At 62.3% G+C, this 13,038-nt stretch carries 11 protein-coding genes; 8 read left to right on the plus strand and 3 right to left on the minus strand.

Annotation, left to right across the window (positions count from 1 at the left end):
- The first annotated feature begins 61 nt into the window (after nt 1-61).
- The 7 genes from EAY64_RS13005 (at nt 62) to EAY64_RS13035 (ending at nt 9,964) form a co-directional block, all read left to right on the plus strand.
- Entirely contained in the window at nt 62-1,771 is a 1,710-nt protein-coding gene (locus EAY64_RS13005) for a PTS fructose transporter subunit IIC (protein ID WP_103525175.1), read from the plus strand.
- A 239-nt stretch (nt 1,772-2,010) separates the two neighbouring features.
- Nucleotides 2,011-3,384 carry an MFS transporter gene (locus EAY64_RS13010; protein ID WP_103525176.1) on the plus strand — a complete coding sequence of 458 codons (1,374 nt, stop codon included), beginning with the start codon at nt 2,011-2,013 and terminating at the stop codon, nt 3,382-3,384.
- Between the two features lies 1 nt (nt 3,385).
- Nucleotides 3,386-5,752 (plus strand): beta-glucosidase family protein, encoded by a 2,367-nt coding sequence (locus tag EAY64_RS13015; RefSeq protein ID WP_103525177.1) that lies wholly within the window; start codon nt 3,386-3,388, stop codon nt 5,750-5,752.
- 383 nt (nt 5,753-6,135) lie between these two features.
- Entirely contained in the window at nt 6,136-6,495 is a 360-nt protein-coding gene (locus EAY64_RS13020) for a translation initiation factor Sui1 (RefSeq protein ID WP_103525178.1), read from the plus strand.
- A gap of 177 nt (nt 6,496-6,672) precedes the next feature.
- Nucleotides 6,673-7,263, plus strand: coding sequence for a helix-turn-helix domain-containing protein (locus EAY64_RS13025; protein WP_158604697.1), 591 nt, complete (start codon nt 6,673-6,675; stop codon nt 7,261-7,263).
- A gap of 32 nt (nt 7,264-7,295) precedes the next feature.
- Nucleotides 7,296-8,603 (plus strand): NAD(P)/FAD-dependent oxidoreductase, encoded by a 1,308-nt coding sequence (locus EAY64_RS13030; RefSeq protein WP_103525180.1) that lies wholly within the window; start codon nt 7,296-7,298, stop codon nt 8,601-8,603.
- Nucleotides 8,604-8,791: 188 nt separating this feature from the next.
- Nucleotides 8,792-9,964: a type III PLP-dependent enzyme gene (locus EAY64_RS13035; protein WP_103525181.1), complete on the plus strand. Its 1,173-nt coding sequence runs from the start codon at nt 8,792-8,794 to the stop codon at nt 9,962-9,964.
- 37 nt (nt 9,965-10,001) lie between these two features.
- Here the strand turns inward: EAY64_RS13035 and EAY64_RS13040 are convergent, their stop codons facing one another.
- Both EAY64_RS13040 and EAY64_RS13045 read right to left on the minus strand, forming a co-directional pair.
- The gene (locus tag EAY64_RS13040) at nt 10,002-10,748 is read right to left on the minus strand and encodes an SDR family oxidoreductase (protein WP_103525182.1); all 747 of its coding nucleotides are present in this window, start codon (nt 10,746-10,748) and stop codon (nt 10,002-10,004) included.
- Nucleotide 10,749: 1 nt separating this feature from the next.
- Entirely contained in the window at nt 10,750-11,640 is an 891-nt protein-coding gene (locus EAY64_RS13045; RefSeq protein WP_103525183.1) for a prephenate dehydrogenase, read from the minus strand.
- Between the two features lie 119 nt (nt 11,641-11,759).
- Here EAY64_RS13045 and EAY64_RS13050 point away from each other — a divergent pair, with 119 nt between their 5' ends.
- Nucleotides 11,760-12,050 carry a DUF4936 family protein gene (locus EAY64_RS13050; RefSeq protein WP_103525184.1) on the plus strand — a complete coding sequence of 97 codons (291 nt, stop codon included), beginning with the start codon at nt 11,760-11,762 and terminating at the stop codon, nt 12,048-12,050.
- Nucleotides 12,051-12,088: 38 nt separating this feature from the next.
- On the opposite strand, the gene EAY64_RS13055 is transcribed toward EAY64_RS13050, so the two are convergent.
- Nucleotides 12,089-12,967 (minus strand): EAL domain-containing protein, encoded by an 879-nt coding sequence (locus EAY64_RS13055; RefSeq protein ID WP_103525185.1) that lies wholly within the window; start codon nt 12,965-12,967, stop codon nt 12,089-12,091.
- Nucleotides 12,968-13,038 lie beyond the last annotated feature (71 nt).

Below are 13,038 nucleotides of genomic sequence, written 5' to 3' on the forward strand. Positions count from 1 at the left end.
GCCACGCGGCAGATCATCAGCAAAGCAACAACAACAGGCAGACAAAACTAGGAGAAAGACAATGGCAAACCTGCTGGCAGTAATTGCAGCCCCAGACCGCAGCACCCAGGCCATGTTGGCTGGTGAAGCCTTGCGTCAGGCGGCAAGCAAGCTGAAACACAAGATCGATGTGGAAATTCATACCGCACAGGGCGTGCAACAGCCGCTGAGCGCCAGCGCCATCGCCAGTGCCGATGCGGTGCTGCTGCTGGGTGAAGCAGCCGCGCAAGACGTGCGCTTTGCCAACAGCCACACCCTGCTCAGCTCACTGGAAGCCGTACTGGCCGATGCTGAAGGCCAGCTCAAGGCCAGCCTGAACGCCCAGACCGCCAGCAGCGCGCTGCGCATTGTCGGCATTACCTCCTGCCCCACCGGCATCGCCCACACCTTCATGGCCGCCGAAGGCCTGAGCCAGGCAGCACAAAAGCTGGGCCACAGCATCCGCGTGGAAACCCAGGGTTCGGTCGGCGCACAGGACACCCTGACTGCCGATGAAATCCGTCTGGCCGATGTGGTGATCATCGCGGCGGACACCCAGGTCGATCTGGCGCGTTTTGTTGGCAAACGCTTGTACTCCAGCGGCACCAAGCCGGCCATCAACGATGGCGAAAACCTGGTGCGTCGCGCCATTGCCGAAGCCCAGCCGCACGCGACCAGCCAGGCCGCCGGCAGTACTGCGGCGGCCACGGCAGCAACAGCCAGCCAAAGCGAACAGCGCAGCGGGCCCTACAAGCATCTGATGACTGGCGTGTCCTTCATGCTGCCCTTCGTCACTGCTGGCGGCATCATGATTGCGCTGGCTTTTGCGCTGGGCGGCATTTACGCCTTCGACGATGCCCACAAGGGCACGCTGGCCTGGGCCTTGTTCCAGATTGGTGCCAAGTCGGCGTTTGCGCTGATGGTGCCGATTCTGGCTGGTTATATCTCCTACTCCATCGCCAACCGTCCGGGCATTGCCCCCGGCATGGTGGGCGGCATGCTGGCCGCCAGCCTGGGCTCCGGCTTTCTCGGTGGTATTGCCGCCGGTTTCATCGCCGGTTACGGCACTGACTGGCTGAACAAGAAAATCCAGCTGGGACGTAATCTGGACGGCCTGAAGCCGGTACTGATCCTGCCGGTGCTGGGCTCCCTGCTGGTGGGCCTGCTGATGATCTACGTCATCGGTACGCCGGTAGCCGCCCTGCTGGCGATGCTGACCGAAGCACTCAAGAGCATGCAGGGCAGCAGTGCCCTGCTGCTGGGTGCCATTCTGGGCGCGATGATGGCCTTTGACATGGGCGGCCCGGTGAACAAGGCAGCCTACGCCTTTGCCACCGGCCTGATCGCCAGCCAGGTCTACACCCCGATGGCCGCCGTGATGGCAGCCGGCATGACCCCGCCGCTGGGTATTGCCCTGGCCACCAAGCTGTTTGCCGACCGCTTTACCGCCGACGAACGTGAAGCCGGCAAGGCCGCTGGCGTGCTGGGTATTTCCTTCATCAGCGAAGGGGCGATTCCCTTTGCCGCCCGTGATCCGCTACGGGTGATTCCGTCGCTGATGGTAGGCTCGGCGGTGACCGGTGCCATCTCCATGGCCATGGGCGTGGAACTGAAAGTACCGCACGGTGGCGTGTTCGTGCTGCCCATCCCCAATGCGGTGACCAATCTGGGATCCTACCTGGTGGCACTGGTGGTGGGTACGGTGCTGACCGCCGTGATGCTGCGCGTGCTGAAAAAACCGCTGGCACAGTAAGCCATAGCCGGACCAGCAGCCCAGATCTGCTGGCCGGTAAACCGTTTCTCTCTCTCGGGCCAACTCCTTTGTGGGTTGGCATTTTTTTGCCCGGCACATGGAAACGGCATCTTAAAAAAACGGAAATTTCCAGAACGGAATGGCCAGAGCACCGCATGGCAGCGCTGCTATGGTAGAGCCCATTCCCGCCGTGGCAGGCAAGCTTGCGCCAAGCCCGGCTTACTCTGGAGAACCACCACATGTCTGCCCCTGCCCTGTCCGCCGCCGATGTCAAACTGGGCCTGCGTGAAAAAGTAGCCTATGGACTGGGCGACATGGCGTCCAATCTGTCGTTTGGTGCCGTGTCGCTGTTCCTGCTGTTTTTCTATACCAATATCTTTGGCCTGAGTGCTGGCGAAGCCAGCCTGATCTTCCTGATCGCCCGCATCATCGACGCGCTGTTCAACATCCTGCTGGGCTACGCCATCGACAAGACCCACAGCCGCCACGGCAAGCTGCGGCCCTATCTCTTGTATGGTGCGCTGCCACTGGGTGTACTGACCGTACTGTGCTTCAGCACCCCGGACACCAGTTACAAGTTTGCCTATGCCCTGGTCAGCTACACCGTGTACTGCCTGGCCTACACCACGGTGAACACCCCCTATTCGGCCATGAACAATATGCTGACCCAGCACGCCATGTCGCGCTCCTCGCTGTCGGTCTATCGCATGGTGTTTGCCACCATGGGCTACTTTGTGGTGTCGGTGTATGCCGACCAGCTGATTCGCCGCTTTGCCGATCCGCGCACCGGCTACCAGCTCACCATTGCCCTGTTCGCTGTGCTGGCCACCCTGCTGTTCTATGCCTGCTTTGCCATGACCAAGGAGCGCATCCACCAGCACAAGGACGAAGCACCCAGCCTGCGCCAGATGGTGCAGGCTATCACCGGCAACCTGCCCTTGTTCCACCTGTCCATGTTCACCGTGTTTACCTATATCGCCTACAGCGTGTGGATGGCCGCCGCCATTTACTACATCAACTATGTCCTGCGCGATGAAGCCTATACCGCCAGCTTTTTCGCCCTCCAGACCATAGCCAATGTCGCCGGCACCATCGCCTCGGAACAACTGATCGCCCGCTTCGGCAAAAAAAGACTGACCCTGCTCACCCTGGCTGCCGGCGCCTTGGCACTGGCCTACCAGTACTGGCTGGCGGGTGACAGCCGACTGGCCATCATGGCCTGCGTCTGCCTATACAGCGCTGCCATGGGCAGCATCTTCGTCTGCATGTACGCCATGGTGGCCGACACGGTGGAATACGCCGAATGGAAGCACCATGTGCGTACCGAGGGTGCCATCTACGGCTATTTCAACTTCATCACCAAGGTGGCCATGGCCATTGCCGGCGGGCTGGCCGGGCTGATCCTGCAGTATGCCGGTTACGACGCCGCCCATATCACGCCGCGGGCGCAAGACTGGATCGCCCTGATGATGACCCTGATCCCCGCCGCCATGTTTGTACTCGCCCTGCTGTTCATGCTGCTCTACCAGCTGGACGAAGACAGCTATCTGCGCATGGTGGGCCAGATCGAGGCACGCAAGCAACACGCCGGCACCCCGGTACAGGAGTCCTGAAATGACAGCCAATCACCAAGAACTGATCGCCAGCATGAGCCCGCAAGACAAGGTCAAGCTGCTGAGCGGGCATGGATTATGGCGCAGCGCCAGCCTGCCGCAGCTGGGCATCAGCGACTTTGTCATGACCGATGGCACCTATGGCGTGCGCTACAGCACGGCCCAGATCGACGAGCAGGAAAGCTGGAATATCAGCGACTTCCTGTCGGTGATCCAGCAGGACGCAGGCCAACAGGCAGACGACGGCAAGGGCGGTTCCGAAGCGCTGTTTGGCCACTCACGCCCGGCCACCTGTTTTCCCAATGGCTCCAGCCTGGCCTGCAGCTGGGATGTGGCACTGGTGGAACAAATGGGCCGGGCGCTGGCGATTGAATGCCAGTCCATGGGCGTGGGCCTGCTGCTGGGGCCGGGCATCAACATCCGCCGCACGCCGCTGGCCGGGCGTGGCTATGAATACTACTCGGAAGACCCGCTGCTCAGCGGCGATCTGGCTGCAGCGCTGATCAACGGTCTGCAACAGGAAGGCGTGGGAGCCAGCCTCAAGCATTTCGCCTGCAACAACTCGGAATACATGCGCACCGAGATGGACTCCATCGTCGAGGAACGGGCGCTGCGCGAAATCTACCTGTACGGTTTCCAGCGCGCCATTGCCAAGGCCAATCCCTGGACGGTGATGTCCTCTTACAACCGGCTGAACGGCGAACAGACCTCGCAGCACCACTGGCTGCTGACCCGGGTATTGCGTGAGGAATGGGGCTATCAGGGGCTGGTGATGTCCGACTGGTACGGCATCAAGGACCGCCCGGCCTCGCTGCTGGCCGGCAATGAACTGGCCATGCCGGAAAACGCGCTGGACAATGCCGAACTGCTGGCTGCCATCGAACAGGGCCGCATTCCGCAGGAGGTACTCGACAACGCCTGCCTGCACATGCTGCAGCTGATCGCCAAGGTGCATGCCGGCCGCCGCCCCGGCACCGAGGCTGATTTTGCCGCCCACCACCAGCTGGCACGGCAGATTGCCGCCGAATCTCTGGTATTGCTGAAGAACGATCACCAGCTGTTGCCGCTGGATGGACAACAGTTGCAGCGGCTGGCGGTCATCGGCAAACCGGCACTGCAGCCGGTGATACAGGGCTCGGGCTGCGCCACCACCCAGCCCTGGCAGCTGGACTGCCCACTGGATGAAATCCGGGGGCTGGCAGGCCCGGCAGTACGCGTCGATTACGCCGTTGGCGCGCCGGATGATGAACACGACGACGAAACCGCGTTGCAGGAAGCCTGCGCCATGGCTGCAGCAGCCGAGGTAGCGGTGGTATTTGTCAGCACGGCTATCGGGGTGGATGGTGAAAACGGCGATCGCCAGCAGCTTGACTTGCTGCCCAGTCATCAACGCCTGATCAGCCGGCTGGCCGCCGTGCAGCCCAAGCTGGTAGTGGTGCTGTGCAATGGCGATGCGGTACTGATGCCCTGGCTGCAACAGGTGCCCGCGGTACTGGAATGCTTCTTTGCCGGCCAGGGCATGGGCCATGCCGTCGCTGCCACGCTGTTCGGCCACAACAATCCCAGCGGCAAGCTCACCACCACCCTGCCCAACAGCCTGGAAGAAACCCCGGCCTACCTGCATTACCCCGGCGAAAACGGCCGTCACCATTACAGCGAGGGTCTGTATGTCGGTTACCGCTATTACGACAAACGCCGGCTGCAACCGCTGTTTCCCTTCGGCTTTGGCCTGAGCTACACCCGCTTCGACTACCGCGACCTGCAGCTCTCCAGCCGGCAAATCGACGAACACGACACGCTGAATCTTGGCGTGGACATCCACAACGTCGGCACACGTGCCGGCAAGGAAATCGTGCAGTTGTACATCGCCCCGCCACCCTCGGCACTGGGCCGCCCGCTGCAGGCTTTGCGGGCGTTTGCCAAGGTGGATATACCTGCTGGCGCAAGCCGCCGCGTCCAGTTCACCCTGCAGCGTGAGGATTTTGCCTATTACGACCCGGCACACGCGGCCTGGGTAGTGGACAGCGGACAATATGAAATCCGTATCGGCGCGTCCAGCCGCGACATCCGCTTGTACGCCACGCTAGCGGTTTCGGCACAGCCGCCCTACCCCAGGCTCAAGGCCGACTCCTCGCTAGTGCAGCTCACCCGTCACCCACCGATGCTGCAGGCAGTGGCCGAACTGGTGGCGAGCAAATGTCCGCTCAGCGTGGAAGAAGCCCACGCCAAGCTGGTGAACATGGCTCCCGACATGTTCGGCGGCCTGTTCATCACCCTCACCGCCATGCTGGAACTGGATATCAGCCGCGATGAGCTGCAACAGATACTGCAGCGTTTCAATGGCATGTACCCGGAGGACGCCTGCTAGGCATCGCGGTTTTTTCATCGAGACGTCAAGCCGCTGTCACATAACAAGGCGACAATCCCTCCCGAGCCAGCGGCTTGTGCTGGATTGTCTCTTGTTCCGTTGTTTCTTCTCGGCTTTACTCTCGGGCCAACCCTTCACCGGGTTGGCATTTTTTTTGGCCTTGCCCCGCCTGCCTGACTAGACCCGCTGACACCCCCGCTCCTGCCTTGTGCCGCCTTGCCGTACGTTTGGTACTGTCTGCGGCGGCGCGCCTTGGCCCGATTTCTCTACGTGGTTTTGTTAGCCGCTCTGAATGCTCGTGCCTGCCGTGCTACCCGCGCAGATATCGTTTTGTTCCCCATTTGGCGCTAGACTGCCGGCTGCCCTGTTTACCGACACCCATCATGAAATCGAAATCCTCCTCCGGCGGCCTGGTTTACTCCACCGAGCACGGTCGCATGTGTCCGGACTGCCGCCAGCCTGTTGATGCCTGCAGCTGCCAGCAAGACACCCTGCCCAGCGGCGATGGCATCGTGCGCGTCAACCGCGAAAACAAGGGTCGTGGCGGCAAGACCGTCACCCTGGTCAAGGGCGTGCTGCGCGACGCGGCGGGTTTGACTGCACTGGGCAAGCAACTGAAAAACGCCTGCGGCAGCGGTGGCACCGTCAAGGATGGCATCATCGAAATCCAGGGCGACCATGTCGCGACCGTGATGACCACCCTGCAAAAGCTGGGCTTTCAGGTAAAACGGGCGGGCGGCTGAGGCAGCCTGAAGTAATGTCCCCGCACGGCTATTACGCCTCTTTCCTCTGCCGCGTCATGCCCGGCACTGCGCTTTCCCTCACTCGGCAATTGAAAAAATACAACACAAATTTTCTCTTCGTGAAAATTTATCATTATTTTTTCACTAAAAATCGCTTCTCCCCGTATGCTAGCTGGCATGACATACGCCCATACCGACCAGCTTGCACCCACTACCCAGCCCGATCCGGCCTGGCTGGGTGAGCAAATCCGCCAGCTGCGCAAGTTGCGCAAGCTGTCGCTGCAACAGCTCAGCACCGCCACCGGCCGCTCCATCGGCTTTCTGTCACAGCTGGAACGCGGCAAGAGCCAGCCCAGCGTGTCGGACCTGAACAAGCTGGCCAGCGCACTGGCCGTCCCCTACAGCGTATTTTTCAGCCAGGCACCGCAGCACGAGCGCGGACTGGTGGTGCGCCAGGCGCATCGTCCGGTACTGCACTACGCCGAAGGTGTCAGCGATGCCCTGCTGTCACCCGGATTTGGCGGCGAGCTGCAACTGATGCTCAGCCGCTTTGCGCCCGGAGCCAGCTCTGGCGCGCAGACCTTGACCCATGGTGGCGATCAGGGCGGCATGGTGCTGTGTGGCGAGCTGGAATTATGGGTGGACGAACACTGCCATCACCTGCAAGCCGGCGACAGTTTCAGCTTCAACAGCAGCCGGCCACACCGTTATCGCAACCCCGGCACCGTCGAAACCCAGGTGATGTGGGCTTATACCGTCAGCAACTAAGCCCCGCACCGCACGGCCACAGAGGAGACGCCATGTTTGAATCCAGCGCACATTACCCGCCCACCTGGTATGCCGCCACCAGCCAGGCCGAACAAATCGAACGCCCGCCCCTGCGACAGGATCTGGATGTCGATGTACTGGTAGTGGGCGCCGGCTATACCGGCCTCTATACCGCGCACAATCTGGCGGATGCTGGCGTCAACGTAGCGGTGATCGAGGCCAGCCGGGTCGGCTGGGCGGCCAGCGGACGCAATGGCGGCCAGCTTATCCTGGGCTTTTCCTGCGACATGCCGCCCATCGAAGCTGCGCTGGGGCTGGAAGCCGCCCGGGAAATCTGGCAACTGCTACGCGGCGCAGCTGCCGACATTCGCCACAAGATTGCCCGGCATCAGATCGACTGCGAGCTGGCACAGGGCCATCTGTGGACATCCGTGCTGTGGCAGCGCATCCGGCTGTTATCCGAGTGGCAGGAGCATGCTGCCCGCCATTACGACTACCAGGCACTGGAGTTCGTCCCACGCAAGGACCTGCCACAGCATGTTGGCTCAGAGCGCTATGTGGCCGGACTGATCGACCATGAAGGCGGCCATTTCCATCCGCTCAAATACATTCTGGGGCTGGCCCGTGCCGCCGAAGAAAAAGGCGTGGCCATCTTCGAACAGACCCGCGCCCTGTCCTACACCAGCCAGGGCGATGGCTGCGTGGTGCAAACGGCACAGGGCAAGATACGCTGCCGCAAACTGGTACTGGCCACCAATGCCTATGTCGACCAGCTGGACCCGGCACTGGAGCGCAAGATCATGCCGGTAGGCACCTATATGATCGCCACCGAACCGTTGCCCGAAGAAGTGGCAAGCCAGCTGCTGCCCAGCAATATGGCGGTATCCGACAACCAGTTCATCCTCGACTATTTCCGTCTGAGTGCCGACCGCAGCCTGCTGTTCGGTGGCAAATGCACTTATTCCGGCCGCACCCCGGCCAATCTCACCGCCAGCATGCGTGCCGACCTGCTGCGGGTATTTCCGCAACTGGCCCCCTATCGCATCACCCATACCTGGGGCGGGCATATCGACATTACCGTACCGCGCACTCCGGATTTCGGCTGCCGCGACAATGTCTACTGGGCGCAAGGTTTTTCCGGCCACGGCGTGGTGCCCACCTGCGCGGCAGGCCGGGTACTGGCCAATGCCATTCTGGGGGATAGCCACCTGCTGCAGCAGTTCATGCGCCTGTCCAACCCCGACTTTCCCGGCGGCAAGCTGCTGCGCGTGCCGCTGCAGGCGGCCGGCATGTTCTATTACCGCCTGCGCGACTACGCCATCCCCGGCCTGAGCTACTAAACCTGCCTGGAGCAGCTGATAAAACCCTGTGGCGATGCACCCTGCCTCAGGGAGGCTACGCTCTTGTTAGCCTCTCGAGGCAAAAGCCCGCAGTAAAACCCAGGACAAGCACCCCGCAAGCGGCAGTGCATGCCGGCCTTGCGGTTTTGTTCGCCGCCCCCCTTTTCCACCGTCAACAGGAGTTGCCCATGACCGCCCACCCCGGTTCACAAGCTGCCTACCAGTTGTTGAAGCACACCGCCCGCCAGACGCTGGCCAGTACACCGTACACCGGCCCGCTATGGCTGCTGGACCCTGCACTGGTCCGTCAGCAATACCTGGCCTTGCAGCAAGCCCTGCCACGTGCCCGCATCCACTATGCGGTCAAGGCCAATCCGCATCCGGCCATTCTGCACACCCTGCTGGCGTTGGGCAGCGATTTCGAAATTGCCTCGGAGCAAGAACTGGATAGCCTGCTGGAACTGGGCGTGGATGCCGCACGCATCCTGTACTCCAATCCGATCAAGGCACGGCGTGCCATTCGCTACGCCTACCAGCATGGTGTGCGCTGGTTTGCCAGCGACAGCGTGGAAGAAACCCTGAAAATTGCCGCCGAAGCGCCGGATGCCACCCAGTACCTGCGCCTGGAAGTGGACAACAACAGCAGCGACTACCCGCTGGGTACCAAGTTTGGCCTGGCCATTGCCGAAGTGCCGGCGCTGCTGGCACAAGCGCAGCTACATGGTGTGGACATCGGCGGCGTGCACTTTCACGTAGGCAGCCAGTGTCGCGACCCGGCAGCCTGGCTGCGCGCCATCGATACGGTGTGGCCGGTGATGACCTTGCTGCGCGAGCAAGGCTTCCGGCCGCGGCTGCTGAATCTGGGCGGCGGCTTTCCCATCACTTATGACAAGCAGGCACCGGACATCGCCAGCATCGGCGCGGCACTCATGCCACGGCTGGCGCAGCTTCCTGCCGACTGTGAAGTCGTGGTGGAGCCTGGCCGCTACATGAGTGGCCCGGCCGGGCTGTTCATCTGTGAAGTGATCAATGTGCAGCACAAGCATGGCAAGCGCTGGGTATATGCCGATGCCGGCATGTTCAGCGGACTATACGAATTGATGGATGGCTTTCACTACCCGCTGGAACTGAATGGCGGCGCAGCCGGCCCCAGCGGTCAGGCCATCCTGGCCGGCCCCACCTGTGACAGCTGTGATGTGCTGAGTGAAGCCATGCCGCTACCGGATACGCTGCAAGAGGGGGATTTGCTGTGGTTCTATCACAGCGGGGTCTATACCCAGAATCTGGTCACCACTTTCAACGGCATGCCGGCTCCGCGCGTGGTGGTGTGCCAGCCTGGCGGAGCAACAGCCGCTTCCTGAGGCCAGCAAGGCAGCGCACTCACCAAGGCTCAGCGCATCAACGTCCGCCGGACACATCCAGAATGCTGCCGGTGCAGAAGCTGGCGGCATCGGATAGCAGCCAGACAATGGCCGCAGCCACTTCCTGCGGCTGGCCGCCACGCTGCATGGGCACCGCCGGTGCCAGCCGCTCCACCCGGCCCGGCTCGCCGCTGAGGGCGTGGATGCCGGTTGCGATCAGGCCGGGGCGCACGGCATTGACGCGGATGCCCTCGCTGGCCACTTCGCGTGCCAGACCCAGCGTGAGCGTGTCGATGGCCCCCTTGCTGGCAGCGTAATCGACATATTCGCCGGCACTCCCCAAACGGGAGGCAGCGGAAGAAACATTGACAATGATGCCGCCACGCCCGCCATGACGGGTGGACATGCGGCGCACCGCCTCGCGGCAGCACAGCATCGGCCCCGCCACGTTCAGCTGCAGCATGTGCTGGATGCGTTCGGCACTGAAGCTGTCCAGCCGCCCCATGGGCGCGGTGGCTCCGGCATTGTTGACCAGGCCATCGATACGGCCAAAGCGGGTAGCAACCGCGGCAAACAGCTGGATGATCTGCGCCTCGTCCGACACATCGGCCTGAAACGCCTGCGCTTCGCCACCCTGGGCGCGAATGGCCGCCACCACATGCTGCGCGGCCGCCTCATCCTGCCGGTAATTCACCGCCACCTGCCAGCCGGCACTGGCCGCTTGCACGGCGGTAGCCGCACCAATGCCACGGGAAGCACCGGTAATCAGCAGGGTCTGGCTCATCTCAGGTTTGTCCTTCGCGCAAAAAGCGCTGGTACCAGCCCACGCGGGCGGTGCGGGCGGTGTCGAATGTGCTGGCGAGGCCAGCCTCGTCGCTAGCTGCGACCTGCTCGGTCAGGGCCGCCAGTGCCAGGCGGTAGCGTTCCAGCTCGTCCAGCAAGGCCGAGCGGTTGGCCAGGGTAATGTCTTTCCACATTTCCGGGTGACTGCCGGCAATACGGGTGAAATCACGGAAACCGGTGGCGGCGAAATCGAAGCAGCGTTCGGCATCCGGCTTGCCCGCCACCATGCCGACATAGGCAAAGGCCAGCAGGTGCGGCAGATGGCTGACCGTAGCAAACACGCTGTCGTGTTCGGCCGGGCTCATGCGATGGATCACCGCACCACAGGCCTGCCACAGCCCGGCCACCTTATCGCAGGCGCCGCTGCTGGTTTCCGGCAAGGGGGTGAGCACCACCTTGCGCTTTTCATACAGGCCGTACTGGGCAGCAGCCGCGCCGGACAGCTCGGAGCCGGCAATGGGATGGGCCGGCACGCAGCCGGCCAGATGATCCGCCAAATGGGTGCGGAACAGCTCGGCCACATCGCCCTTGGTACTGCCGGCATCGCTGACGATGGCATGCGGCTGCAAATGCGGGGCCATGGCCTGCATCATGCGGCCCATCTGCCCCACCGGGCAGGCCAGCAAGACCATGTCGGCACGGCTGGCCACTGCGGCCAGATCCTGGCTGATTTCATCCACCACGCCCAGCTCCAGCGCGCGGGTCAGGTTGTCCAGCGTCCGGCCCACGCCGATCACATGCTGCACCTTGCCCGCCCGTTTCAGCGACAGCGCAAATGATCCACCGATCAGCCCGACCCCGACCACCACCAAGGTGGTAATACCCTGCTGCACCTGACTCCCCTTTCCTGCCCTGTTACCATCTGGCCCTGCCTCATCTGCGGCGGGCGAAAGAGCTATGATAAGCGATTTTGCGCCCGCGCCAAGCCCGCAAACCATCAAAGGAGCCGGCCATGTCCTGCACCGTGTATGTCTATTTCAAGATTGAACCGGCCAGCGGTCGCCAGCTATTGCCGGCGCTGCGCCGGATGCAGGCCGCACTGGCCGTCGATGGCATCCGCGCCAGCTTGCTGCGCCGTGCCGATGAGCCGGCTGATGTGCCGCTACAGACCTGGATGGAGGTGTATCAGGGAGTGGAGGACGTGGCGCAGTTTCGCCAGAGGATGCAGCAGGCGCTGGACTGTTATATCGATCCGCTGCTGATGCCGCCACGGCATCTGGAATGCTTTCAGCCGCTGGAGTGATCAAGCACGACTGGCGATGCTGACAGCCGACAATGCGGCTAGACCGGCAGATTGAGCTGCTCGCCGGGGCGGGCCAGATGAAAACCCTGCACGAAGTCACAGCCGGCAGCGCGGGCGATATCCAGCTGCATGGCGCTTTCAATGCCTTCGCCCACTACTTTGGCACCGTGCAGATGCAGGATGTCCACCAGCCGCGCCAGCTTGTCGCGCACGCTGGGGCGCATCAGCGCGTGGCGCATCAATACCTTGTCCAGCTTGACGTAATCCGGCTCCAGCAGCCATACCCGCTCCAGATTGGATGCGCCCTGGCCAAAATCATCCAGCGCAATCTTGAAACCCAGGCTGCGGTAACGCTGTACCGCTTCGTACAGGCGCATGGGATCGCTCACCGCGTCCTCCACCACTTCCAGACAGATCTGGCTGGCCGGAATCTGCAGGTATTGCAGCACCTCGGCAAAGAACTGGCCATGGGTTTCGCTGACATTGACCAGATGCTGGGCATTCACATTCAGTGACAGCACCAGATCGGCCGGCGGGTGTTGCAGCAGGAAATTGAGCAGATGCAGACAGCGCAGCTGACGGTCGAGAAAGACCGAACGGCGTGGCGAGGTTTCCGCGGCAAACAGTACGGTAGGGATCAGCTGACCGCCAAAACCGTCAGTCACCCGCGCCAGAGCTTCGACCGACCACAAGCGCTGGCTGCCATTGGCTTCCAGTGCATAAATCGGCTGATACACCGAGCGGAAACGCCATTCTTCGTGGCGGCCGCGTACCCGGCCAGCTTGCAGGCTGAGCGCCTGCTGTTCGAACTGGTGTGCGTTCAACAACTGATTGATATGCGCCAGATCTCGCTCGATCGGTGCCAGTTGCGCAGGCTGGGCAAGGGCTTGCTGTTCCAGCAGGCTGGCTGCCACCATGCTGTTTCTCCTCGGACAGTCCGTGGACTGCCATTATTGCTGGAGGGGAAACGGCTCCCCCTCATCGTGGC

The organism is Aquitalea palustris (assembly GCF_003693445.1).
Lineage (GTDB): Bacteria > Pseudomonadota > Gammaproteobacteria > Burkholderiales > Chromobacteriaceae > Aquitalea > Aquitalea palustris.